The organism is Halorubrum sp. B53, assembly GCF_059752395.1.
The window spans coordinates 141,524-165,097 of record NZ_MWTH01000011.1 but is presented as its reverse complement, the minus strand read 5'-3'; the positions used below and the strand labels follow the sequence as shown (position 1 = coordinate 165,097).

Genomic DNA, 23,574 nt, shown 5'->3' with positions numbered 1-23,574 from the left:
TAGACGCGATATCTCTTTTTTTTTTTGAGAGTTCTAACCGGCTCATCACGGTTAGAAACCTACGAACCGAATGACCTCGTTGACCCGTATCACTGGACCTGATGAGATTCAGCACAAATAAAAGAATTGTTTATAAACAATTCTTCGCAGTCTGCATAATCCGAAGCATCATGAAAACGAATGGGCGCTGCAGGATTTGAACCCGCGACAACTTGGTCCGAAGCCAAGCACTCTATCCAGACTGAGCTAAGCGCCCGTACCGATTGCTTTTCCGCTGGACGTGTTAAGTCCCGCGGTTCGAAATCGTCCGGTGACCGTCGGAGCCCACCTTTTGGGTCCGACCGTGAGCGATCAAAAAGAATATTATCGGGACCGGGTATGGTTTCCGTAGTAGATGTGTCTTCGTCGTACGGCCTCGCAGCCGAACGAGCGGTCCGGGCCGGTCTTGCCGTCGTCGAGGTACCCCCATGTATGACCTGAGGCCACACTTCGAAGCGGAGGTCGAACCCGGAACGAACCTCCTGCTCACCGGTCCGCCGCTGACCGGCAAGCGGTCCATGATGATGGACGTGTTGGCCGCCGGGACCGACCGCGGCGACGGCGCGATCGTCGTGACCACGAAGGACGGCGCCGACCGCGTCCTGAAAGACTACGAGAAGCGGACGCCGTACGAGGGGAAGCCGGTCGCCGTCGTCGACTGCGTCACGCGCCAGCAGGGCGTCAACGACGCCCGCGAATCGTCCCGGATCAAGTACGCCTCCTCGCCGGTGGACATGACCGGCATCGGGATCAAGCTCTCGGAGTTCCTGCAGGCGTTCGGCGACCGCGGCATCGAGGAGAACCGCGTGATGGTCCACTCGCTGTCGACGCTGCTGATGTACTCGGACCTCCAGACGGTGTTCCGGTTCCTCCACGTGTTCACCGGGCGCATCCAGAGCGTCAACGGGCTCGGCCTGTTCAGCATCGACTCGACGTCGCACGACGATCAGGCGATGAACACCCTCAAACAGCTCTTCGACGGCGTCATCAAGGTTCCCGAAGACGGGGAGCCCGAGATCCGGCTGGCGTGAGGCCGTGGGCCGGGCGACGCCCCCGGACCGCCCTCGGTCCGTCGGCCAGCGATCGCGTCTCGGGTGGTAGATTTAATCCCTCCGCCCGCGAAGAACGACGCATGCCCATCACAGACGACGAGGGACTCGACCGGCTGCTCGACGCCGACACGATCGCCGTGATCGGCTGCTCGACGACGGCCGGCAAGCCGGCGCACGACGTGCCGGCGTACCTCCAGCGCCACGGCTATCGGATCGTCCCGGTGAATCCGTTCGCGGATCGAGTCCTCGGCGAGCCCGCGTTCGACGCCCTCGCGGACGTCGAGAGCGAGATCGATCTCGTGAACGTCTTCCGCCCGAGCGAGGAGGTGCCGGAGATCCTCGACGCGGTGCGCGAGCGACACGCGGCGCGCGGCGACGCGGGCGCGGCGTGGCTCCAGCTCGGGATCAGCCACGACGAGGCGGCCGCGGCCGCGGAGGCCGACGGGATCGATGTCGTACAGGACCGGTGTATGAAAGTCGAGCACGGTCGCCTGCGCGGGTAGGCGACCCCCGAGACGGTCCGGAATCCGAGGCGGCTACCCTTCCCACTCCTCGAACGATCGATAGACGCCCTTCGAGAGGTAGCGCTCCGAGGAGTCGGGGAAGACGGTGACGACGGCGTCGTGGGGGGCGTCGATGTCGCCGTCGCGGATCTCGCGGGCGACCCGCTTGGCCGCGATCGCGTTCGCGGCCGCGGAGGAGGCGACGAGGTGGCCCTCCTCCGCGGCGAGCCGGCCCATCTCCTCGTGGACCTCGCGGTCCGGGATCGGTCGGATGTCGTCGACGAGGGCGGGGTCGAACAGCTCGTTGGTGTCGATGTCGTGCGTGCCGATCCCCTCCGTCTTGTACTCCTCGTGGTCGACGTCCTCGCCGAGGAACTCGCGGTACGCGGAGCCGGCGGGCTCGACCGCGACGACGCGGGTGTCGGCGTCTCGCTCGCGGAAGTAGCGGGCCATCCCCATCAGCGTCCCGGCGGTGCCGCAGCCGGCGACGACGGCGCCCACCTCGCCGTCCAGCGCCTCGTCGACCTCGGGGGCGGTCGTCTCGTAGTGGGCTTCGGCGTTGAGCGGGTTCGAGAACTGCTGGGGGACGACGGCGTCGTCGAGCTCGTCGGCGATCTCGCCGGCGCGGTCGATGGCGAACCCCATCCCGTCCTCGCTCGGGGTGTTGACCACCTCCGCGCCGAGCGCGCGCATGAGCTGCTGTTTCTCCACGGAGAACCGCTCGGGCACGACGAACACGGCGTTCAGTCCCAGCTGCTTGGCGGCGACCGCCAGCCCGATCCCGGTGTTGCCGGCGGTCGGCTCGACGACGGTACCGCCCTCGCCGACGTCGCCGCGCTCGAGCATCCGTTCGAGCATGTACTTCCCGATCCGGTCTTTGATGCTCGCGCCGGGGTTGAACGACTCCAGCTTCGCGTACACCGGCACCGCGTCCGGCGAGTCGTGCACCCGGACGAGCGGCGTCTCCCCGATCGTCTCCAGCACCGACGACAGGGGCTCCCGATGGGTCGTCATGTTCGCGCAATCGTTGCCGCCCCTTTTGCGTGTTTCCATGCCCGCGTCGGCGTCCCCCTGTCGGCGGTGTCGGCCGGTGTTGCCGGCCGACGTCGCCGGCGCTCGGGTCGGAATCGCCCGGGCGGGCATCGAGCGCGTCGCGGGCGCGGCGTCGTACCGGGGATCGAACAAACTTATGCCGCTCGTCCGGTTCCGAAGAGGTATGAGCGAGACCGATGCGCAGGCCGACGTGACGGTCGTCCTTCCGGACGGATCAGAGCTGGACGTTCCGGCGGGGGCGACAGTCGAGGACGTCGCCTTCGAGATCGGCCCCGGGCTCGGTCGCGACACCGTGGCGGGGAAGATCGACGGCGAACTCGTCGAGAAGCACGCCGAGGTCCACGACGGCGCGCGGATCGAGATCGTCACCGACCAGTCCGACGAGTACCTCACCGTGCTGCGCCACTCCGCCGCCCACGTCTTCGCGCAGGCCCTCCAGCGGCTTCACCCCGAGGCGACCCTCACGATCGGGCCCCCGACCGACGACGGGTTCTACTACGACGTGACCGACGTCGACCTCGACGAGGACGACCTCGACGCCATCGAGGACGAGATGGAGGCGATCATCGAGGCCGACTACGACATCGAGCGCGAGGTCCGGTCCCGCGAGGAGGCGAAGGAGATCTACGCCGACAACGAGTACAAGCTGCAGATCTTAGAGGAGGAGGCCGACGACGAGGAGGTCACCTTCTACGCCCAGGACGGCTGGCGGGACCTCTGTCAGGGCCCCCACGTCGAGTCGACCGGCGAGATCGGGGCGGCGGCCTTACTGGAGGTGTCGGCCGCTTACTGGCGCGGCGACGAGGAGAACGACACGCTGACGCGCGTGTACGGGACGGCGTTCGCCTCAGAGTCCGATTTGGAGGAGCACCTCGAGCTACGCGAGGAGGCGATGGAGCGCGACCACCGGAAGATCGGCCAGGAGATGAACCTCTTCTCGATCCCGACGGTGACCGGGCCGGGGCTCCCGCTGTACCACCCGCCGGGGAAGACCGTGCTCCGCGAGCTGTCTGACTTCGCGAACGAGCTCAACCGCGAGAACGGGTACGAGGAGGTCGAGACGCCGCACGTGTTCCGGACGGAGCTGTGGAAGCAGTCCGGGCACTACGAGAACTACAAGGACGACATGTTCCTCCTCGACGTCAACGACGAGGAGTACGGGCTCAAGCCGATGAACTGCCCGGGCCACGCGACGATCTTCGACCAGCAGTCGTGGTCGTACCGCGACCTCCCGCAGCGCTACTTCGAGAACGGGAAGGTGTACCGGAAGGAGCAGCGCGGCGAGCTCTCCGGGCTCTCGCGCGTCTGGTCGTTCACCATCGACGACGGCCACCTGTTCGTCCGGCCGGACCAGATCCGCCAGGAGATCGAGTCGGTGATCGAGATGATCTTCGAGGTCGTCGAGACGCTCGATCTGGAAGTCGAGGTCGCCTTAGCGACCCGCCCCGACAAGTCCGTCGGCGGCGACGAGATCTGGGAGTCCGCCGAGGAGCAGCTCCGCGACGTGCTCGAGTCCGGCGGCTACGACTACGACGTCGAGCCCGGCGACGGCGCCTTCTACGGCCCGAAGATCGACTTCGGCTTCGAGGACGCCCTCGGCCGCGTCTGGGACGGGCCCACCGTCCAGCTCGACTTCAACATGCCCGACCGGTTCGAGTTGACCTACACGGGCGAGGACAACGAGGACCACCAGCCGGTGATGATCCACCGCGCGCTGTACGGGAGCTACGAGCGCTTCTTCATGGTGCTCATCGAGCACTTCGACGGCGACTTCCCGCTGTGGCTCGCGCCCGAGCAGGTCCGGATCCTCCCCGTCTCCGACGAGACGCTCGGCTACGCGCACCGCGTGAAAAACGAGCTCGAGGACGCCGGCTTCCGCGTCGAGGTCGAGGACCGCGACTGGACCGTCGGCCGCAAGATCCGCGCCGGCCACGACGACCGGCTCCCGTACATGGTCATCGTCGGCGACGACGAGGAGGCGGCCGGGACCGTCTCCGTGCGCGACCGCTTCGAGAACCAGCGCGGCGACGTGGAGCTCGACGCCTTCGTGGACCACCTCGTCGACGAACGCGACGAGAAGCGGACCGAGCCGGACTTCGTCGACGCCGAGTAACGCCGGGGAAACGACGCGGGAAGCGACCCCCGTCGCCGCCGCGAGAAGCGACCGGCCTCGCCCCCTCGATAGGCGACCGGCCTCGCCCCCGCGAACCCCGGACGCGTTCCGCCGTACTTTTGACCGTCACCGTTGGGGGTTCATGTATGAGCGACACGCAACTGGCACGCGGCGACGTCGAAGACGCCCCCGACGTGGGGGAGCTGACGCCGCCAGACCGCACACTGATGGGCCCCGGCCCGAGCGACGTCCATCCGCGAGTTCTCAGGGCGATGAGCACGCCCCTAGTCGGCCATCTCGACCCGTCGTTCGTCGAGATCATGGATGAGGTCCAGGAGCTGCTCCGCTACACGTTCCGGACGGACAACCAGTGGACCATTCCGGTGTCCGGCACCGGCTCCGCCTCGATGGAGGCCGCCATCGGCAACCTCGTCGAACCGGGCGACACGATGCTGGTGCCGACGAACGGTTACTTCGGCGGGCGGATGAAGTCGATGGCCGAGCGCGCCGGCGGCGAGGTCGTCGAGGTGTCGGCGCCGTGGGGCGAGCCGCTCGATCCGGTCGACGTGGAACGCGCCTTCGACGAGCACCAGCCCGACGTGTTCGGCTTCGTCCACGCCGAGACGTCGACCGGCGTCCGCCAGCCCGACGTGCCCGCCCTGACCGAGGTCGCGCACGCCCACGACGCGTACGTGATCGCCGACTGCGTCACCTCGCTCGGGGGCGTCGAGATGCGCGTCGACGAGTGGGACGTCGACGTCGCCTACTCCGGCCCGCAGAAGTGCCTCTCCTGTCCGCCCGGCGCGAGCCCGCTCACGCTGAACGACCGCGCGATGGACAAGGTGCTCGACCGCGAGGAGGAGCCGCGCTCGTGGTACCTCGACCTCTCGCTGCTGGAGGGGTACTGGGGCGAGGATCGCGCGTACCACCACACCGCCCCGATCACGAACGTGTACGCGCTCCGCGAGGCGCTCCGACTGGTCGCCGAAGAGGGGATCGAGGAGCGGTGGGCCCGCCACCGCGACGTCGCCGGCGAGCTGAAGGCGGGCCTGCTGGACCTCGGGGTCGAGATGAACGCCGCCGAGGAGTACTGGCTGCCGAGCCTGAACGCCGTGCGCGTCCCGGACGGCGTCGACGACGGCGCCGTCATCGAGCACCTCCTCGAGGAGTACGACATCGAGATCGCCTCCGGCCTCGGCGACCTCGAGGGCGACATCTGGCGGATCGGCTGCATGGGTCACTCGGCCCGGCCGAAGAACGTCGAGTACGTGCTGGCGGCGCTGGAGGACGCGCTGGGCGAGCAGGGGTTCTAAGCGGCCGCCGCCGCTCTTCGTCCGACCCGCGGTTCCGACTCGTCTTTTTAAATGCCCGTCGCACCTCAGCGAGGGGTTTATAAACGCGTGTCTCTCCCTTCGCTAAGGGTATGAACGATCTACGAACCGGACTGAGCTACGGGGACGTGCTGCTCGTTCCGCAGCGGTCCCCCGTCGACAGCCGGAGCGACGTAGACCTCTCGACACGGCTCACGCCGGGCATCGAACTGGAGACGCCGCTCGTCTCGGCGGCGATGGACACCGTCACCGAGTCGGAGCTGGCGGTCGAGCTCTCGCGCGCCGGCGGCCTCGGCGTGCTCCACCGGTTCCTCACCGTCGAGGAACAGGCGGCGCAGGTCGAACGCGTGGCCGGCGCGGGCGAGCGGGTCGCCGCCGCGGTGGGCATCAACGAGGACCACGTTGCCCGGAGCGCCGCGCTGGTCGAGGCCGGCGTGGACGCCGTGGTCGTCGACGTCGCGCACGGCCACCTCGACCGGACGGTCGCGGCGGTCGAGGACATCGCCGACGAGTTCCCGGAGACGGACCTGATCGCCGGCAACGTCGCGACGCCCGCGGGCGTCGAGGACCTCGCGGCCGCCGGCGCCGACTGCGTGAAGGTCGGCATCGGGCCCGGATCGCACTGCACCACGCGGAAGGTCGCGGGCGCCGGCGTCCCGCAGCTCACCGCGGTCGACGACTGCGCGACGGCGGCCGAGGGCCTCGACGCGACGGTCTGCGCCGACGGCGGGATCCGCACCTCCGGCGACGCGGTCAAGGCGCTCATGGCCGGCGCCGACACCGTGATGCTCGGGAGCCTCTTCGCCGGGACGGAGGAGGCGCCGGGCGCGGTCGTCGAGGTCGACGGGACGCGGTACAAGCGGTCGCGGGGGATGGCGACGACCGCCGCCGCCGAGGACCGCGACGACAAGGGCGCCGACGTGGTCGCCGACGAGGGGGTCGAGGCCCTGACGCCGTACAAGGGGCCGGTCGCGACCGTCGCCGAGGAGTTCTGTCAGGGGATCCGCTCGGGGCTCTCGTACTGCGGCGGGCACACGATCGAGCGCGCCCGGGAGAAGGCGGCGTTCATCCGCGTCGCGCCCGGTGCGAAGGAGCGCGAGGGGTTCCACACCGACGACGACTGGGAGGGGATCAGCGTGGACAGCGAGACGAGACGGGTCGGCGACGCGGCCGGCGGGTCGGCCGCCGAGAGCGACGACTGAATCGCCGGACGCGCCCGCACGACTCCGATCCGCCGATCGAGAGGTGCGCGGGGGTCCATGCGTCTGCGTGACTCACTCGCGAGCGACTTTTCACGGTGACCCCGCATTCTCGACGCATGACGGACGCCTTCGGCCGCGCGATCCGCGACCACTTCCGCGGCGAGCGCGACGAGCCCCTCTTGCACCGGGACGGCGGGGAGACGGTCGAACACCCGATCGAGGCGTTCTACTTCACCGAGTTCGATCCGAGCGAGGACCCGGCGCACGAGTGGTTGGCGTCGTGGCTGCAGGGACCGCTCGTAGACCTCGGCGCGGGCACGGGCCGGCACGCGCTGTACTTCCAGAAGCGGTTCGAGACGGTCGCGCTCGAACCGAGCCCCGCGCTGGTCGAGACGATGCGCGACCGCGGCGTCGACGACGCCCGCGAGGGCGACATGTTCGCGCTGCGCGAGCAGTTCTCCCGCGACCGGTTCGGGTCGGCGCTCGCGAACGGCACCCAGCTCGGCCTCGCCGGGTCGATGCGAGGGCTCTCCGCGTTCCTCGGCGACCTCGCGCACGTGACGACGCCCGACGCGACCGCGGTCGTCGACTGTTACGACCCCACGCACCCCGCGACAGCCGACCTCGTCGGCTACCGCGACGACCCGACGCCGGGGCTCGCGCACCGCGTGATGTTCTTCGAGTACGAGGGCGAGACGAACCCGATCCTCCAGCTCCGGCTGTTCAGCCCCGCCCGACTCCGCGAGGCCGCCGTCGGGACCGACTGGACGGTCGCGGACGTCGCCCGCGGCGACGAGGGGAACGGGTACCACTACCGCGCCGCGCTGCGGAAGCGCGGCGCGGAGTGAGTCGACCTCACCACGTCGTCAGCGCCGTCCTGCCGTGGTCATACGCGAGGACGGCGAGGAAGGCGAGCACGCCGGTGACCGCGAACGCGCCGCCGACGTAGAAGACGGACGCCATGCTCACCTCGACCATCAGCCACCCGGCGATCAGCGGGCCGGCCACCGAGCCGGGGCGCCAGACGAGCTCGCGGATCCCGAAGCTGGAGGCGACGCCCCCGTCGTCGGTCCCCTCGTCGGCGAACAGCGCCATGCTCGCCGGCTCGCGGAAGGAGTCGGCGACGCCGAGCAGCCCGGAGAGGGCCACGAGCGGCAGGTACGCGGGCGGCAGCGCGCCGAGCAGGGGGGCGGTCACGTCGGCGCCGACGAGCGCGCCCGCGGCCGGTGCGAACGGGATACAGACCGCGACGAGGCCGTAGGCGCCCCCGCCGGCGAAGACGAACAGCGAGCGGCCGTAGGCGTCCGAGAGCCGGCCGGTGAACAGCTGGCCGACCATGTTCGTCGCCTTCTCGGCAGTGACGGTGACCGCGACCGCGGTCGCGCCGACCGCGAGCCCGCCCGCGGCCAGCTCCGTGCCGGCGTAGATCGGGACCCACGTCCGCACCATCGTCACGGCGAACGCGTACTGCGCGCGGAACGTCGAGATCGTGACGATCTTGCGGTTGACCGCGAGATCGGTGAACGGGAACCCCTCGACCCGCGTCGGGTCCGAGTCGAGGAACCCCCACGTGACCGCCCACGCGATCACCATTAGCGCCGCGATGACGGCGAACACCGGCCCGAACCCGACCGCGTCGTACACCGCACCCGCCCCGAGCGACCCGAGGATCGAGGCCGCGAAGGACGCGGCGTTCGCCTTCCCGATCTTGCCGGCCCGCGTACCGACGTCGGCGATCTGGCCGACCAGCGAGAGCGTCATCAGCCCGGCGCCGGTGACGACGAGCCCCTGCAGCGCGCGGACGAGGATGAACGTGACGGAGGAGTCGACGAGCGGGAACAGCGCGTACACGCCCGCGCCGACGCCGAGGACGCCGAGCAGCACGAGCCGCTTGTCGAACCGGTCGCCGGCCCACGCGAGCGGGACCACGGCGACCGTCTGCGCGAGGGTGAACCCGGTGGTGTACATCCCGATGACGAAGCCGGCCGATATCGTGACGCCGAGCACCGTCGTCGCCTGCGGGTCCAGCGTGTTGATGTACGTCGGCAGCAGCGTCAACAGCGTGATGAAGCCGAACCCCTCGGCGAACCGCGTGAGGTAGAGCGCCCAGAACTGCGATCGGATCGCCCCGTTCGCCGCGTCCGCGTTGCTCACACCGGATCGGCGCGCAGCGTTTTAAAAGGAATTTCGGTTCGAAAGGCGCGGCGCGACCGCCGCCGGAGTTATGTGAGGCGCGCTCCGTCTCTCGGCCATGGGCGACCCCGCCTGCGACCGTCGGTTCTGTCCCGAGTGCGACCTCGCGGTCACGCGGGGGGACGACGTCTGTCCCGACTGCGGCGCGCCGATCGAGTCTCCCACCGAGTGACGTTCGGGGTCCTACGACAGCGTATCGGTGAACTTGTCCCGGCGGAAGAGGTCGATCTCCTGCGCGGACGACCCCTCGCGCGTGACCGCGAACGCGATCGCCTCGGCGACCTCCTCTGGCTCGGTCACCGTCCCGGGCTCGAACCGCTCCTCGAACGGCTCGCCGTCCTCGCTGCCGAACTCGGTGCGGACCTCGGAGGGGTTCACGACCGAGACGGCGACGCCCTCGTCGCCGACCTGCGCCGCGACGCTGTGCGCGAAGCCGCGCACCCACCACTTCGTCGCGGCGTACACCGGGTTGAACGAGCGCGGGTACTGGCCCGCGAAGCTCCCGACCACGACGAGCGTCCCCTCGCTCTCTTTTAAGTGCGGGAGCGCCTCGCGCGTGAGGAAGAAGGTCCCGTCGACGTTCGTCTCCTGCATCGCGAAGTACTCCTCGTCCGTCATCGTCGCCACGTCGCTGCCGCGGCCGATCCCCGCGTTCGAGACGACGGCGTCGAGCCCGCCGAACCGGTCGATCACCGCCTCGACCGCCGCCTCGCTCGTCGCCCGGTCGCGCACGTCGCCGTCGACGACCAGCGCGCTCGCGTCGTGGTCGGCCTCCAGCTCCGCCGCCAGCGACTCCAGCGCGTCCCGGCGGCGGGCCAGCAGCGCGACGCTCGCGCCGCGCGCCGCCAGCGCGTGCGCCGTCGCCTCGCCGATCCCGGAGCTCGCGCCGGTCACCAGCACCGTCGCGTCGTCGAGTGTCACCATGGGTACGCCGTCGGCGACATCGCTGATAAAAGGTCGCGTCGCGGTGAACTCGGGGGTGGGTCGCCGGCCCGCCGACCGCCGGATCGGCGGCCTCCACCGGCTCAGCGCCTGAACGAGCTGACGTGTCGGTGGTTCGGGTCCGCGCGCATGTCGACGTGCCCGCAGTTGACGCAGCGCCACACGTACGCCGCCAGCCGCGCGGCCGAATCGCCGCCGTCTATCGGTTCGCTCCAGTCCTGTCCGCACCGCGAGCAGCCGTCGGGCCGGTACTTGCTCTCGATGGTCGCGTCGGCGTCGACGGCGGCGGCGTCGGCGATCGTGATCCCCCGTGCGACGGCGCGGACGTCCTCGTCGCTCATCCGCGGCCGGAGCCCGTTTAAATAGCCCTGAATGCGATCGGCCCGGTCGCGGAGCCGCCCGTACCGCTCGTCGTCCGACGGGTCGCCGTCGGCCCGCCACTCGTACGTCGAGATCACGACCGTGGTCCGGTAGTACAGGTCGAGCAGCAGGTGATAGTTCGCGCGGTTGAACAGCGCCTCGACGGACTCGGCGAGTTCCGCCTCGAACACCGGCCGTTCGATCTCGCGGTCGTATCTCGGTTCCGGCGTCGCGGTCGACCGGTCTCGGACCCCGACCACGCGGCAGTGAGGCGCCCGCGATCCGACTCGATCGAGTATCGACTCCGCCCCCTCGTCGCCGAACGAGTGCTCCAACACGACGACCGCGATACCGGCGTCGAACGCCTCGACGAACTGCGACCGCGTCAGCGCCTGCCGGACCTCGCGGTCGTCGAGCCAGAGCCCGTAGAGGTCCGCCCTCGTCCGGTTCGACTCGCAGACGACGATCGCCGACGCCGGGAGCTCCACGCGGATCACCCACCGACCGGCGATCGACCGGCCGAGCGAACTCGGCGGTCGGTCATCTCACTCGTCCCCCGCGGTGGACCCCGGCAGCGACTCCCGCATCGACTCCGAGAGATGTCGCGGTTCGACCGAGAACGAGTGGACGGTCGCGAGGTCGTCGACGAGCGAGATCGCGGTCTCGATCGATCGCGTCGCCCGTCGGAGCTCCTCGTCCGCTCCGTCGTCGATCGCCGCGTCCAGGTGTCCCCTCGCCTCCCGCAGCGGGACCCCGAGGTCCTCCGCGAGCACTTCGCCGAACTCGGCCAGGTGCCGTTCGATCGACTGCTCGTGCTCCTTCGACTCGGTCACGTCCTGGACGAACGTGACCGCGTGCGTCACGTCGCCGTCCGTCTCGACGACGGGAGCGACGGCGATCCGGCCCCAGAAGGGCGTCCCGTCAGCGCGGTGGAGCACGGCGGTGCGCGACCGGTGCTCGCCCGCCTCGAGCGCCGTCTCGAGCTCCCGTATGCGATCCCCGTCCGTGGCGTCGCCGACGAGCTCCGAGAGGCCCTCGCCGGCGATCGAGTCGGGCTCGTATCCCGTGGTCGCTTCGAACGCCTCGTTCACGTACGTTATCGGACTCCTCGGTCCGGTCGCCTCGTGGATCGCGATCCCGACCGGCGCGGTCTCGATGGCGCGGTTCTTCAACCGGAGCTCCCGCTCGCGGCGTTTCCGGACCGTGACGTCCGTCGCGATGCCGACGATACGCGTCAGCTCACCGCCCTCGTAGACGCCGGACGACTGGTCGTGGACCCACCGGACCTCGCCGTCCGGTCGGATCACCCGATACGTCTCCTCGTACGCGTCCGGGTCCTCGCGCTGCTCGGCCACCGCCGCCTCGACCCGCTCGCGGTCGTCGGGATGGACCGCCTCGACGAACGAGGTCGCGTTCTCGTCGAGCGTCTCGGGTGAGCGCCCCCAGACGGTCTCGTACGAATCGGTAACGAAGTCCATCGATTCCTTGCTCGGAGTGGACATCCAGATGACCTCGCCGGCGTTCGCTTGGATCTGATCGAGCATGCCGGCTCGCTCCTCCCGCTCCGTCACGTCGAGGGTCAGGCCGATCACGCGACTGACGGCGCCGGTCTCGTCCAGTGACGGCTGGAGCCACGTTTCGAGCGTCGCGTCGGCCAGGTCGACGAGCTCGTGTGCGGACTCGCCCGCGAACGCGGCGTCGACGGCGCTGCGAACCCGCGGTTGGTCGCCGAAGACCTCCGCGACGTCGTCTCCTGGGGTGACCCGACGGCGGAGCCGACGCGACAGGGTCTCGCCGCGGACCGTCGAGACCGTCCCGTCGGGCTCGACCTCGAACAGCGTCAGGGGCGCGCTTTCGACGACCGTCTCGACGGCCTGTCGGAGTCGCAACAGCTGGTCCTCGCGTTCCCGGCGATCGGTCACGTTCCGACCGATGCCGACGATGCCCCGCGGCGTCCCGTCGGCGTCGGTCACGAGGGCGCCCGTGAACTCGATCGGAGTCGCCCCGCCGTCCTTCGCGATCAGCTCCGCCTCGACGGTTGCCGTGCCGGTCTCCAGCACGGTCTCGATGGCGTCTGCGATCCGGTCTCTGTCGGCGCCGGCGAAGAGCTCCAGCGCGTGCTTCCCCTCCAGCTCGTCGTCGCCGTACCCCGTGATCTCTCCGAGGCTGTCGTTCCACCGCCTGAGCGCGCCGTCCGTGTCGAGGGTGTAGAACGCGTCGTCGATCGCATCGAGGAGGCGTTCGGTCGGCTCGGCGGCGAGCGGCGGCCGCGTCGGCGTGGTCGCGACCGTGTCTATCCGTCGAGCGAGCAGCGTCGGCTCGTCGACGCCGTCCCGGCGGACCAGCACGTCGGTCGCTCCGGCCGCGAGCGCGTCGTCAACAGCGGCGTCGTCGGCCACGACCGCGAGCGACGGGACGCCGGGCACCGCCTCGCGGATCGCGACGAGGGAATCGACCCCCGACGCCGGCGTCAGCTCGCAGACGATCAGCCGTACGTCGGCCGGATCCGGCGAGGCGTCTCCGATAGCCTCGGGATCGACGGTGACGACGCGGTCCGGTCCGTCGACGACCGTCGATTTCGCGGCCGCTTCCCGGACCCGGTCCCCGGCGGGGCCGACGTGAACGACCGTCCGAACTGATTCCGTTCGAGGCTCCATACCCGAGCGACTGCGGTGGAGAATAAAAGTCTATAACCCAAATTATCAGAACCGGCATCGCAGCGCCCTCTCTGGCCGCCAATCGCGGTGACGTGGGGGATTGCCGATGGCGGACGGACGCGAGCGATCGCCTCCGCGCCCGTCGAGACGGTCCGACCTCACTCGTTCTGGACGAACTCGCCCGAGCAGTCGTACTCGATCATCTCGAACTGTCCCTCGGCCTCGACGGTCCCGTTGTAGGGGTCGGTTCGCTCGTACAGCTGGTAGACGGTCACGTTCTCGACGCCCGTCTCGTGGGTGCGGTTCCACTCCGCACAGAGGTAGTTCGCGAGGTACGAGCGGTGGTTCTCGTTGTCGGTCGAGTAGACGTTGGTGAGGTACTTCCGCCAGCGCGCGCTCGGATAGGTGGTCTCCGCACGCGGCGGTCGTTCGAAACGTACCGCCGCGTCTCGGAACACGTCCCGTTCGGTCCCGTTTTCGAGGGTTCCGGAGACGACGAACCATCGCGTCGTGTGGGTGGGATCGGGCGCGAACATCCGCCAGGACTGGTCCATCTCGACGGCGTCTAAGACGTCCTCGCCGGGCTCGGGAACCTCGGTGTAGTCGACCGCCTGCGCGCTCGAGAGGACGACTAGGACGAGGAAGACGTACGGCAGCACTGTCGAGAAGAGGACGCGTCCGCGCGCGAGGCCCGCCGAGAGGTCCGCGTCCCGCAGGCCGGCGAGGCGCTCCGACGCGGTCGGTCGAGGGAGTGACGCACCGAGCGAGGGGAGCGACGCGCCGAGCGAGAGGAGCGCCCTCGTCCGGGATTCGAGCCCGGCACGCCAGCGCGCGATCCGCGTCGACGGGCCCAGACGAGCGACGGCGCGCTCGGCGGCGTCCCAGACGGGCGTCTGGAAGAACGGAATGAAACCGACGACGACGACGACCGGAAAGAGACCGATCGGCATCGTGACCAGCATCCCGAGGTGCATGCCGACGAACAGCGAGGCGACCGCGGCGCGCGGGATCCCGGTGAGCAGGAGCAACAGCGGCGACGCGAACAGGAGCACGAGCCACAGGACGGTGAGCGCGCGCAGCAGGCCGGGGAACTCGGCGATGTGGTTGCCGAGGAGGTAGGTGAAGTGGTCGGCCTGCATGACGTAGACGACCGCCTCGCCGCTCATCCAGAGGTCGCCCTCGTACTTGTGGACGGCGTTGGTCAGGTACATCACGAGCATCTGCAACAGGAGCGCCAACCCGGCGACGGTCGCCACGGCGGGCCCGATCGAACCCGCAATTCCGGGGTCGGTATCGTCTTCCGGCGCGTCCGCTCGCCTGACGGCGTCGACCGACCACCGTGCGCCGAGCGGGAGGAAGAAGCTCCAGAAGAGCAGCATGCGCAGCAGGCTGTCTCCCGAGTTCAACAGCATCGGGTTCCGAGCGTGCAACGAGAGCAGCAGCACCCACGAGACGGCCGTGACGAGTCGCGTCCGGTACCCGACGAGCAGCGCGAGCGCGAACGCGCCCGCGACGACGAACAGCAGCGCCACGGCCCACGGCTCGCCGACGAACGCGTGCAGCGAGTGGCTCGCCGAGTAGTCCGAGAGGAACGCACTGCGTGGGAGCACGCCGTCGTCTGTGTAGAAGGCGGTCAGCGAGCGCGAGCGCAGCGCGAGGTCGGCTATCAACAGCGCGCCGAGCCCGATCCGGAAGGCCGCGAGCGCGCGCAGATCGATCGCGACTCGCGCGGCCAACGCCGCCGAAAAGCGGTCGATGGCGCTCGAGAGTCGCGATCGGGTACTGCCGTCGGAGGGCTTTTGATCCATACTTTCGTGACCCCGTCGTTCGACAGCATCACCCCCCGAATGGCATAAGCTTGGTGTAGACCGGCTTCCGCGTTCGACGGTCCTCCGTCTGCCGATCGAAGCGGGACTCGGGTCCCCCGACCGGAAGCATGAACTGCGGCGGGTCCGTACTTCAGCCACGCGATGCCCACGGATCCCCCCGACGACGAGTCGGTCATCCTCTTCGACGGCGTCTGTAACCTCTGTAGCGGGTTCGTGCAGTTCGTCCTCCCCCGCGACGAGGAGGGCAAGTACCGCTTCGCCTCCCTCCAGTCCGACGCCGGACAGGCGCTGCTGGCCGAGCACGACCTGCCGAGCGACGAACTGGAGTCGGTCGTCCTGATCGAAGACGGCGAGAGCTACGTGAAGTCGTCGGCGATCATCCAGATCGCGACGGGGCTCGGCGGTGCCTATCGGCTCCTCTCCCCGTTCCGCTACCTTCCCCGATCGGTCCGTGACCGGATCTACGACTTCGTCGCCGACAACCGATACCGGTGGTTTGGCAAGAAGGACCAGTGTATGATGCCGTCCGGAGATGTCGAGTCGCGGTTCTTGGAGTGAGCGGGGTCGTTTATAAGTGCCGCCCGGTCACGTATACATAAATCAGCGGCTACCGAGCTAACTCGGTATCGGGTCCACAAGAGAGCGGTTCGCTCGTCGCGAAACACTGCTCGAAGAAACGGGCCGGGCGCGATTTGAACACGCGACCGACGGATTAAGAGTCCGTCGCTCTCCCTAACTGAGCTACCGGCCCTCACCGAATTCTACCGCTGTCGACGTAAAAGGCCTTTTCATTCGACGGCGCACGAAGCCGCCCTCTCGCCCCGCGGAAGTGTGCCCTGTTCGCCCCTCCCACACGGAGAGCGCACTCGTTAAGTGGCGTCCCGCGGAATTCACGGGTAATGAGTAGTGGGGCATCCGGATCGGCACGGACGCGGTACGCGATCCTGGGCTGTGGCAGCGTCGGACACGCCGTCGCAGAGGAGCTGACGGATCGCGGCAAGGACGTGCTCATCCTCGACCGCGACGAGAGTCGCGTCGAGGCGCTCCGCGACCAAGACCTCAACGCCCGGGTACAGGACATCGCCGAGCCCGACGTCGTCGAGGCCCTGGACGACCGGGACATCGTGTTGATCCTCTCCAGCGACGTGGAGGCGAACAAGGCGGCCGTTTCGGCGATCCGCGACGTCGGCGGCGACCACTACGTCGTCGTCCGCGCCTCCGACCCCGTCAGCGAGGACGAGCTCCGCGAGCGCGGCGCCGACGTGGTGATCAACCCCTCCACGGTGATCGCCGACAGCGCTCTCCAGTCGCTCGAGACCGGCGAGCTGGAGTACATGGCCCGCCAGCTCGCGGAGATCATCGAGGAGGGCGGCGGCCGGATGGCGATCTTGACCCACGACAACCCGGAGCCCGACTCGATCGCGTCGGCGACCGCCCTACAAGCGATCGCGGACGCGTTCGGCGTCGAGGCCGACATCCTCTACTCCGGCGACGTGGGCCACCAGGAGAACCGGGCGTTCGTCAACCTCCTCGGGATCGACCTCGTGGCGCGGTCGGACGCGCCCGACCTCCCCGAGTATCAGACGGTCGCCGCGGTCGACCTCGCGAAATCGGCCGACGACGGCTTCGACTTCGACGCCGATATTGACATCTACCTCGACCACCTCGAGGCGGAGGTCCCGTTCGACGCCCGGTTCGTCGACGTGCGGACCAACGTCTCCTCGACGTCGACGATCCTCACGAAGTACCTTCAGGAGTTCGATCAGTCGCCGACCGAGGCGGTCGCGACCGCTCTCTTATACGGGATCCGCGCCGAGACGCTCGACTTCAAGCGGGACACGACGCCCGCGGACCTGACGGCGGCCGCGTACCTCCACCCGTTCGCGAACCACGACACGCTCGAACAGGTGGAGTCGCCGTCGATGAGCCCCGAGACGCTGGACGTCCTCGCGGAGGCGATCCAGAACCGCGAGGTGCAGGGGAGCCACCTCTTCTCGACGGCCGGCTTCATCCGGGACCGCGAAGCGCTCGCGCAGGCGGCCCAACACCTGCTCAACTTGGAGGGGATCACGACGACCGCCGTCCTGGGCATCGCCGACGACACCATCTACCTCGCCGCGCGCTCGAAGGATATCCGGCTGAACATCGGCAACGTCCTCGACGAGGCGTTCTCCGAGATGGGCGACGCCGCCGGCCACTCCACGCAGGGCTCGCTGTCGATCCCGCTCGGCATCTTCACCGGCATCGAGGCGAGCGGCGAGAACCGCGACACCCTCTTGCATCTCACCGAGGAGGCCGTCCGCCGGAAGCTGTTCGACGCGCTCGGCGTCGAGGGCGGCGGCGACGGCGGGAACGGGTCGTAGCGCCACGAGGTACGGCGGACGGCGACGAGGCGGCCGCCCCCGACCCCCGGATCCGTTTTACTCGTTCGGCCCTGACCAGCGACACGCGCACGGCGCGATCACCATGCACGTCCCGGAGGACCCGCCCGCGACCTGTCCCGCCTGCGGCGACCCCTACGAGTCGGTGTCCCGTCACGCGGACGGGTTCGTCGTCAACCTGCTCGACAACCAGCGGTATCAGCGGGTGTGTTTCGACCCCGCGAACGACGGTGACGACCCGGCGCTCGACTGTTATCACCACACGCACGGACAGGCCGGGAGCTCGGCGGGCGAGTAGCCAACGGCCGGTGAGTAGCGCGAAACGTCGCGGAGTCGGGCCGCGAGCGACGCAGGACCGTTCACGGTCGCCTCCGCTTAACCCGGCCGCCCTTCTTAAAAACCGTCGGCCGTCAGGAGCCCTCACCCGTCAGAAGTCGTCGCCCTCGGTGATCGAGGTGTACGAGCCGATCAGCGCGCCGGAGAGGTCGACCCCTTCCAGGGTGGCGCCTGTGTCGATCACGGAGTTTCGGATCTCGGAGTCGGTGATCGTCCCGTCCGGGAAGACGACGGAGCGGTCGAGCGTCGAGTCGGTGACGGTCGCGCCCGACATGACGTGGACCACGTCGCCGAGGTCGGAGCCCTCGACGGTCGCGTCGTCGGCGACAAGCGTGCCGCCTTCGAGCGCGTATTCGACCGCGTCGAGGTAGCTGTCGGCGGTGCCGATGTCGAACCACGCGCCGTCGAAGGTGAACGCGTGGACCGCGCCGCGCTCCTGGAGCCACTGGAGGAACCACCCCGGCTCGTCCGGGTTGTTGTCGTCCTCCAGGTACGTCGTGAGCTTCGGGAGCGTCTCGGCGGGGAACGCGTAGCAGGCGATGGAGACGAGCGTCGACTGGGGGTTCTCGGGCTTCTCCTGGAAGTCGATCACCTCGTCGCCGTCCAGCTGGACGAGCCCGTACGACTTCGCGCGCTCGCGGTCGCCCACGTCGTAGGCGGCCAACGTCGGCGTCCCCTTCGACTCGAAGAAGTCGGTGAAGTCGGCCAGGTCGAAGCTGATCATGTTGTCGCCGGCGACGACGATGAGGTCGTCGTCGACCTCCTCGCGGTCGACGAGCTGTTCGAGCGCCCCCACGACGCCGAACTTCTCGTCCTCCTCGACGGTCTCCTCGACCGAGAGGGTGGGCTTCTCGAACGGGCTGTCGGTGAGGTACTCGTCGAACGTGTCGGCGAAGCGCTCGTTGGTCGAGACGAACACCTCGTCGACGCGGTCGTCGGCCTCGAAGTCCTCGAAGATCTCGTCGATGACGGTGTTCTCGCCGACCGGCAGGAACATCTTCGGACGGTGCTCGGTGATCGGCCAGAGTCTGGTCGCGTAACCCCCTGCGAGTACTACGGCTTTCATACACCCCCCGTCTCACTCCGGTGACAAACCTCTTTTGCTCGTGTCAACGGTCAAAAACGCGGCCCGAAATCGACGCGGAGCGTTAGCGGTCGACGCGGAGCGTTGGCGGTCGACGCGGCGGTCACCCGCTCAGCCGATCGGTGTCGATGCTCGCGCCCGGCGGACTGACCACGAGGAACCCGCGGAAATGCATCAGCTCGCCGCCCATGTCCTTCACCTCGCGGGCGAAGCCGGCGGCGAGCTCGTTGAGGTCGCCCTCGATGGACAGCACCAGCGTGTTGCCGTAGTCGACGCTGCGGACCCACTCCTCCGGGTCGGTCGTCCCGTCGAGGACGCCGAGGACGACGTCGCCGCCGGCCGCGAACGCCTCGTCCATCTGCTCTTCGGCGTCGCGCAGGTCGAGGTCCCAGTCGCTCATACCACAGGGTCGCGAGGCGCCGGCAAAAACGTTCGGACGCGAACAAACGTTCGGACGCGAGCCACCCCTCTCCGGCGCGGGCCCCCGCGGCCGTCGCGGAGCGGTTAAGTGCGATCCGGTCCGAACGGCGAGTATGGAACGCACGCGGCGGTCTCTGATCGCGGGCGCGGCGTCGGTCGGCGTCGTCGGCGCGGCGGGGTGTCTCGGCGGCGGAGGCGGCGGCAACGGCGGGGGGAGTGAGGGCAGCGACACGCTCGACACGGGCGCGTACGACTGCGACCTCTCGGAGCCCGCCGACCCGGCCCTCGACTACCGGCCCGTCATCGGCGACCCGGACGCGGACGTCGTCGTCAAGGCGTTCGAGGACTTCACCTGCGGCCACTGCGCCTCCTACAAGCTGGACCACTTCCCGACGGTCCGCGCTGAGTACATCGACCCCGGCGAGGTGCGCTACGAGCACTGGGACTTCCCGATCCCGGTCAACGAGACCTGGGCGGTCCCCGTCGCCAGCGCGGCCCGCGGCGTCGGCGCCCGGAACGGCTCCGAGGCGTTCTTCGAGTTCGCCACGGCGGCCTACGAGTCGCAGGGGAGCTACAGCGGAGAGGCGATCGGTGCGGCCGCGGAGGCCGCCGGCGCGGACCCGTGCGCCGCCATCGCCGACGCGCAGTTCGCGGCCTACGAGGAGGCGTCGATGAGCGACCGGAGCGAGGGGCAGTCGATAGGCGTTCAGGGGACGCCGACGATCTTCGTGGACGGCGAGGCGGTCGAGGGGTACGACGCGGCGGCGATCTCGGCGGCGATCGACTCGGCGCTGTAGGCTGGCGGCGTCGTAAGCGGCGTCGAAGGCGAGCGGCGCTGCGCGAGCGTCCGGGTACCGGTGTAACGCGCGATTGTAACCTATTTATTTATCGGACACGTATCGTTAGTGACATGGCTGGGAGAAAGCAGAACGTCGGCCGTCGCGACCGGATCGCACGGGGGGTGCTGGCGCCGATCGCGGCGGCAGTCGCCCTCTGGCTCTACTACTCGATGCCCCGAGAGCCGCTCACGCTGGCCGTTACGGGCGGGCTGGCGGTCCTCGTCTTGATTCTCGGAGCCGGTGCCGTCACGGGCACCTGCGGGGTCTACGCCGCGCTCGGTATCGACACCTGTCGATGCGAGGACGAGTACGCCGGCGGGAGCACATGGGGGTAGCCGATCGTTCAGTCGTTGGCCGACGCCGCCGCGGCGTCTGACTCCCCGTCGGACGCCGCGGTCTCTTTTCCGGGCTCCGCGGTCTCTTCGTTAGGCGCCATGATTTCCTCATCTAGGTCGGGATTCAGTTCCGTGAGCGTCTCCACGCCGACACGCCCCGGCGTCTTCTCGGTTATCTTGAAGTCCTTCGCCGGCCGGAGCATGCCCCAGAACGCTCCGACGGCGTAGAGCGTCACGACGAGCGGTGTCAACGCGAGGTAGACGGGCCACTGCTCGGGGTACTTGCGGTACTCGATCAGCCCCGCCGTCATATACACGAACAGCATACTGAACAGGCCGACGGAGGCGATCTGATAGAGGCCGTGTTGCGGGACCAGTTCGGGATAGAGGAACGCCAGCACGGACAACAGCGGGATCACGGGCGACAGCGTCCAGGTGATAATTCGCGCGGCTTGGAGCGGGAGGTACCGCCGCGGGAGCCGGTACATGTCCCGGAGCGTCCCAGACATCCACCGCCGTCGCTGGTTGAACATCTCCCGGATCGAGGGCGGGGCCTGGTTCCGAAACCGTCTGTTCAGCAGGCGGTAGTCGAACCGTCCGCCCTTGCGGTTAACGTGTTTGGCGGCCCGCCAGATGTACGTTGTGTCCTCGGTGATCGTCGGGACGTCCCACGTGACCTCGTCCTCGAGTTCGGTCCGGACGGCGACGGCGCCGCCCCACGCGTAGAGGGGATACGCCATGCGGTGGAAGGCGCGCTGTTCGCGCTGGTAGCCGACCCGAAACACCTCACAGAGGTAGACCAGCCAGGACCCGGTCCGGAGCGGGTGTTCCGTGATCTGGACGAGGTCGGCGGCCGGCAGTCCCTCGAAGTTGACCATGATGCTGTCCTCGTCGAGGTACAGGATGTACTCCTGCTCGCAGGCGACGTGCCGACGGGCCCACTCGATGGCTCGGCCTTTCTTCTGCGCCTGGCTCTCGAACTCGTCGGGGACGACGTGGACGTCGGCGCCGTCGATGTCCATCTCCGCCTCGGCTATCACCTTCGTCTCGGCCACTCCCTCGGGGACTGAGTTCACGGTCACTTGCACGGTCGACGGCGAGTTGTACGTCAGAATACGCACTTGGATGTTATCCAGGCCGATCTCGCTCTCGTCGTCGGCCCGCCAGCCGTACGCGAGGACCGTCACTTCGAGCAGCCACCAGAACGAGGAGAAGCCGTACAACAGGAGCGTCACCCAGAACACGAGCGCGACGGCTGTCGCGGCGAGCGGTTCGATCATCGACCGCGCTCAACTCCGACTGTTGCGTCGCTTGCGCTCCGTTCCGATCTCATTCGTTGGTCCCTTCAGTCATCAGTTTCGGCCGAGTTCACTGTGCGGGCGGGTCCCGCCGCCCGCGGCCGTCAGTCGTCGGTGGAAACCGGTTGGTCTGGTGATTACTTCAACGTGGTGCTTAAAAAGTCCCGAGGCGCGGCGGGAGGGCGTCGGCGCCCCCGCCGACCGTTTCGACGGGACCAGACGGGCGGTTCGCCGCGGGCACGGCCCTCCCCACGGAGCGTCGTTCTTTTGCCCGTTCGGCCCGTTTTATAAGCAAATGAGCGACGACGACCGCGGAGAACGGCGGCTGCTCGGCGCCGTCGTGCTCGCGGTGCTCGTCTCGCAGGTGCTCCTCTACCCCGGCGTGCCGGACCTGGTGGTCGCGCTCGGCGCGCCGGCCGGCATCGACGCCGGGATGTGGTTCCTCGTCGCGGAGTTCGGCGCGTTCGTCTCCTTCGCGGTCGTCTGGGGGGCCGCCAGCGACGCCCTCGGGCGGCGGGTCCCGCTGATCGTCGCCGGCGCCCTCGGCGGCGCGGCCTCGTACGTCGCGCTGGCGGCGGTGCCGGGCCTCGGCCTCGGCTTCCGGGCGGCGCTCGTGGTCCGCGTCGTCGGCGGGGCGCTCACGATCGGCGCGTTCTCGCTCGCGATCACGTCGCTGATGGACTTACGCGGCGGCAACGGGCGTAACATGGGCGCCGCCGGGACGGCGATCGGGCTGGGCGCGGCCCTCGGGTCCGTGGTCGGCGGGGCGCTCGCCGACGTCGACACGTTCTACCCGGTGTACGCCGGGGCCGCGGTGCTGGCGGGCGCGGGGCTGCTCGCGGCGGCCGTCGACGACCGGGCAGTCGGAAGGGCGAGCGCGGAGGGCGACGGCGACGACGCCCGGTTCCGCGACGTGCTCGCGCAAGCGCGGACGACCCGCGGGCTCCTCGTCCCGCTGGCGTTCGGGTTCGTCGACCGACTCACGGCCGGCTTCTTCGCCTTAGTCGGCGTCTACTACTTTCAGGACCCGGAGACCTTCGGCCTCTCGGCCGCCGGCGCGGGCGCGACGCTCGCGCTCTTCTTCGTCCCGTTCGCGCTGCTCCAGTCGCCGTTCGGGTCGCTCTCCGACCGGGTGGGCCGCTTCCTCCCCGTCGTGGTCGGGTCGATCGCGTACGGGGTCGTCACGGTCGGCGTCGGCCTCGCGCCGGTCTACCCCGTCGCCGCCGGCCTGATGGCCCTCGTCGGGGTCTGCGGCGCGCTGATGGCGCCGGCGACGATGGCGCTCGTCACCGACCTCGTCGAGCCCGAGGCCCGCGGCGCGGCGATGGGGCTGTTCAACGTGTTCGGCTCGCTCGGCTTCCTCGCCGGCTTCCTCGTCGGCGGCGGCGCCACCGAGGCGTTCGGGTACACGCCGGCGTTCCTCGCGGTCGGCGGGCTGGAGCTCGCGATCGCGCTGGCGCTGTTCCCGGCCGTCCGGGCCCTCGCCCCGGGCGATGGCCTCCTCGGGCTCCGCGGAGACGCCGAGCGGTCGGCCTCGGAGTAGCGCTCGCCCCAGAACGGTGCGGGCGGCCCCGGACCGGCGACCGAGTCGAGCCTTTTTAAGCCTC

The 23,574-nt window shown here is 69.2% G+C and carries 20 protein-coding genes, 2 tRNA genes and 1 pseudogene; 12 read left to right on the top strand and 11 right to left on the bottom strand.

From position 1 onward, the window contains the following. Positions 1–181 precede the first annotated feature (181 nt). Positions 182–256, bottom strand: a tRNA-Arg gene (locus tag B4V06_RS09220). A 211-nt stretch (positions 257–467) separates the two neighbouring features. Here B4V06_RS09220 and B4V06_RS09215 point away from each other — a divergent pair. Both B4V06_RS09215 and B4V06_RS09210 read left to right on the top strand, forming a co-directional pair. Then, on the top strand, positions 468–1,070 hold the full coding sequence (locus B4V06_RS09215) for an RAD55 family ATPase (RefSeq protein ID WP_123111995.1): 603 nt from the start codon (positions 468–470) through the stop codon (positions 1,068–1,070). A gap of 101 nt (positions 1,071–1,171) precedes the next feature. Next, on the top strand, positions 1,172–1,594 hold the full coding sequence (locus B4V06_RS09210; protein ID WP_498169347.1) for a CoA-binding protein: 423 nt from the start codon (positions 1,172–1,174) through the stop codon (positions 1,592–1,594). A 33-nt stretch (positions 1,595–1,627) separates the two neighbouring features. Here B4V06_RS09210 and B4V06_RS09205 read toward each other — a convergent pair whose 3' ends face one another. After that, a complete protein-coding gene (locus tag B4V06_RS09205) occupies positions 1,628–2,608 on the bottom strand; it encodes a PLP-dependent cysteine synthase family protein (RefSeq protein WP_498169345.1) in 981 nt (326 codons plus the stop codon). Positions 2,609–2,783: 175 nt separating this feature from the next. On the opposite strand from B4V06_RS09205, the gene thrS reads away from it, so the two are divergent. The 4 genes from thrS to B4V06_RS09185 all read left to right on the top strand — a co-directional run bounded on the left by thrS (position 2,784) and on the right by B4V06_RS09185 (position 8,141). Continuing rightward, positions 2,784–4,760 (top strand): threonine--tRNA ligase, encoded by a 1,977-nt coding sequence (thrS, locus tag B4V06_RS09200; protein WP_176329431.1) that lies wholly within the window; start codon positions 2,784–2,786, stop codon positions 4,758–4,760. Positions 4,761–4,906: 146 nt separating this feature from the next. Further along, positions 4,907–6,073: a pyridoxal-phosphate-dependent aminotransferase family protein gene (locus tag B4V06_RS09195; RefSeq protein WP_123111998.1), complete on the top strand. Its 1,167-nt coding sequence runs from the start codon at positions 4,907–4,909 to the stop codon at positions 6,071–6,073. A gap of 110 nt (positions 6,074–6,183) precedes the next feature. After that, the gene (locus tag B4V06_RS09190) at positions 6,184–7,293 is read left to right on the top strand and encodes a guanosine monophosphate reductase (protein ID WP_498169342.1); all 1,110 of its coding nucleotides are present in this window, start codon (positions 6,184–6,186) and stop codon (positions 7,291–7,293) included. Between the two features lie 116 nt (positions 7,294–7,409). Then, positions 7,410–8,141, top strand: a complete 732-nt coding sequence (locus tag B4V06_RS09185; RefSeq protein WP_123112000.1) for a class I SAM-dependent methyltransferase — start codon at positions 7,410–7,412, stop codon at positions 8,139–8,141. Positions 8,142–8,148: 7 nt separating this feature from the next. Here the strand turns inward: B4V06_RS09185 and B4V06_RS09180 are convergent, their stop codons facing one another. From B4V06_RS09180 to B4V06_RS09160, 5 genes are all read right to left on the bottom strand, one after another. Beyond that, positions 8,149–9,447 (bottom strand): MFS transporter, encoded by a 1,299-nt coding sequence (locus B4V06_RS09180; RefSeq protein WP_123112001.1) that lies wholly within the window; start codon positions 9,445–9,447, stop codon positions 8,149–8,151. A gap of 222 nt (positions 9,448–9,669) precedes the next feature. After that, positions 9,670–10,410: an SDR family oxidoreductase gene (locus B4V06_RS09175; RefSeq protein WP_498169338.1), complete on the bottom strand. Its 741-nt coding sequence runs from the start codon at positions 10,408–10,410 to the stop codon at positions 9,670–9,672. Positions 10,411–10,511: 101 nt separating this feature from the next. Continuing rightward, positions 10,512–11,276: a response regulator receiver protein gene (locus B4V06_RS09170; RefSeq protein ID WP_255212528.1), complete on the bottom strand. Its 765-nt coding sequence runs from the start codon at positions 11,274–11,276 to the stop codon at positions 10,512–10,514. 57 nt (positions 11,277–11,333) lie between these two features. Then, positions 11,334–13,445 carry a PAS domain-containing protein gene (locus tag B4V06_RS09165; RefSeq protein WP_123112004.1) on the bottom strand — a complete coding sequence of 704 codons (2,112 nt, stop codon included), beginning with the start codon at positions 13,443–13,445 and terminating at the stop codon, positions 11,334–11,336. A 158-nt stretch (positions 13,446–13,603) separates the two neighbouring features. Next, complete coding sequence (locus B4V06_RS09160; protein ID WP_123112005.1) at positions 13,604–15,253, bottom strand: HTTM domain-containing protein; 1,650 nt, start codon at positions 15,251–15,253, stop codon at positions 13,604–13,606. Between the two features lie 162 nt (positions 15,254–15,415). Between B4V06_RS09160 and B4V06_RS09155 the strand changes: the two genes are divergently transcribed. Then, entirely contained in the window at positions 15,416–15,832 is a 417-nt protein-coding gene (locus B4V06_RS09155) for a thiol-disulfide oxidoreductase DCC family protein (RefSeq protein WP_123112006.1), read from the top strand. 119 nt (positions 15,833–15,951) lie between these two features. Here B4V06_RS09155 and B4V06_RS09150 read toward each other — a convergent pair. Further along, a tRNA-Lys gene (locus tag B4V06_RS09150) sits at positions 15,952–16,025 on the bottom strand. A 148-nt stretch (positions 16,026–16,173) separates the two neighbouring features. On the opposite strand from B4V06_RS09150, the gene B4V06_RS09145 reads away from it, so the two are divergent. Further along, positions 16,174–17,637 (top strand): DHH family phosphoesterase, encoded by a 1,464-nt coding sequence (locus tag B4V06_RS09145; protein WP_123112007.1) that lies wholly within the window; start codon positions 16,174–16,176, stop codon positions 17,635–17,637. A 103-nt stretch (positions 17,638–17,740) separates the two neighbouring features. Further along, positions 17,741–17,953: a DUF8145 family protein gene (locus tag B4V06_RS09140; protein WP_123112008.1), complete on the top strand. Its 213-nt coding sequence runs from the start codon at positions 17,741–17,743 to the stop codon at positions 17,951–17,953. 129 nt (positions 17,954–18,082) lie between these two features. Here B4V06_RS09140 and B4V06_RS09135 read toward each other — a convergent pair whose 3' ends face one another. Next, positions 18,083–19,057: a nucleotidyltransferase family protein gene (locus tag B4V06_RS09135; protein ID WP_123112009.1), complete on the bottom strand. Its 975-nt coding sequence runs from the start codon at positions 19,055–19,057 to the stop codon at positions 18,083–18,085. A gap of 127 nt (positions 19,058–19,184) precedes the next feature. After that, positions 19,185–19,475 (bottom strand): annotated as a pseudogene (locus B4V06_RS09130) (DUF5779 family protein); the annotation flags it as partial. Between the two features lie 133 nt (positions 19,476–19,608). Here B4V06_RS09130 and B4V06_RS09125 point away from each other — a divergent pair. Together B4V06_RS09125 and B4V06_RS09120 are read left to right on the top strand one after the other, a co-directional pair. Further along, the gene (locus B4V06_RS09125; RefSeq protein ID WP_123112011.1) at positions 19,609–20,292 is read left to right on the top strand and encodes a thioredoxin domain-containing protein; all 684 of its coding nucleotides are present in this window, start codon (positions 19,609–19,611) and stop codon (positions 20,290–20,292) included. Positions 20,293–20,405: 113 nt separating this feature from the next. Continuing rightward, positions 20,406–20,669 carry a YgaP family membrane protein gene (locus B4V06_RS09120; RefSeq protein WP_123112012.1) on the top strand — a complete coding sequence of 88 codons (264 nt, stop codon included), beginning with the start codon at positions 20,406–20,408 and terminating at the stop codon, positions 20,667–20,669. 8 nt (positions 20,670–20,677) lie between these two features. Here the strand turns inward: B4V06_RS09120 and B4V06_RS09115 are convergent, their stop codons facing one another. Then, positions 20,678–21,949, bottom strand: coding sequence for a glycosyltransferase family 2 protein (locus tag B4V06_RS09115; protein ID WP_498169331.1), 1,272 nt, complete (start codon positions 21,947–21,949; stop codon positions 20,678–20,680). A gap of 313 nt (positions 21,950–22,262) precedes the next feature. Here B4V06_RS09115 and B4V06_RS09110 point away from each other — a divergent pair, with 313 nt between their 5' ends. Then, positions 22,263–23,510, top strand: a complete 1,248-nt coding sequence (locus B4V06_RS09110; protein WP_123112014.1) for an MFS transporter — start codon at positions 22,263–22,265, stop codon at positions 23,508–23,510. Positions 23,511–23,574 lie beyond the last annotated feature (64 nt).

Coding starts and splice junctions, on each gene's coding strand:
- B4V06_RS09215 (WP_123111995.1), top strand. CDS start 468: ATGTATGACCTGAGGCCACACTTCGAAGCGGAGGTCGAACCCGGAACG.
- B4V06_RS09210 (WP_498169347.1), top strand. CDS start 1,172: ATGCCCATCACAGACGACGAGGGACTCGACCGGCTGCTCGACGCCGAC.
- B4V06_RS09205 (WP_498169345.1), bottom strand. CDS start 2,608: ATGACGACCCATCGGGAGCCCCTGTCGTCGGTGCTGGAGACGATCGGG.
- thrS (WP_176329431.1), top strand. CDS start 2,784: ATGCCGCTCGTCCGGTTCCGAAGAGGTATGAGCGAGACCGATGCGCAG.
- B4V06_RS09195 (WP_123111998.1), top strand. CDS start 4,907: ATGAGCGACACGCAACTGGCACGCGGCGACGTCGAAGACGCCCCCGAC.
- B4V06_RS09190 (WP_498169342.1), top strand. CDS start 6,184: ATGAACGATCTACGAACCGGACTGAGCTACGGGGACGTGCTGCTCGTT.
- B4V06_RS09185 (WP_123112000.1), top strand. CDS start 7,410: ATGACGGACGCCTTCGGCCGCGCGATCCGCGACCACTTCCGCGGCGAG.
- B4V06_RS09175 (WP_498169338.1), bottom strand. CDS start 10,410: ATGGTGACACTCGACGACGCGACGGTGCTGGTGACCGGCGCGAGCTCC.
- B4V06_RS09165 (WP_123112004.1), bottom strand. CDS start 13,445: ATGGAGCCTCGAACGGAATCAGTTCGGACGGTCGTTCACGTCGGCCCC.
- B4V06_RS09160 (WP_123112005.1), bottom strand. CDS start 15,253: ATGGATCAAAAGCCCTCCGACGGCAGTACCCGATCGCGACTCTCGAGC.
- B4V06_RS09155 (WP_123112006.1), top strand. CDS start 15,416: ATGCCCACGGATCCCCCCGACGACGAGTCGGTCATCCTCTTCGACGGC.
- B4V06_RS09145 (WP_123112007.1), top strand. CDS start 16,174: ATGAGTAGTGGGGCATCCGGATCGGCACGGACGCGGTACGCGATCCTG.
- B4V06_RS09140 (WP_123112008.1), top strand. CDS start 17,741: ATGCACGTCCCGGAGGACCCGCCCGCGACCTGTCCCGCCTGCGGCGAC.
- B4V06_RS09135 (WP_123112009.1), bottom strand. CDS start 19,057: ATGAAAGCCGTAGTACTCGCAGGGGGTTACGCGACCAGACTCTGGCCG.
- B4V06_RS09125 (WP_123112011.1), top strand. CDS start 19,609: ATGGAACGCACGCGGCGGTCTCTGATCGCGGGCGCGGCGTCGGTCGGC.
- B4V06_RS09120 (WP_123112012.1), top strand. CDS start 20,406: ATGGCTGGGAGAAAGCAGAACGTCGGCCGTCGCGACCGGATCGCACGG.
- B4V06_RS09115 (WP_498169331.1), bottom strand. CDS start 21,949: ATGATCGAACCGCTCGCCGCGACAGCCGTCGCGCTCGTGTTCTGGGTG.
- B4V06_RS09110 (WP_123112014.1), top strand. CDS start 22,263: ATGAGCGACGACGACCGCGGAGAACGGCGGCTGCTCGGCGCCGTCGTG.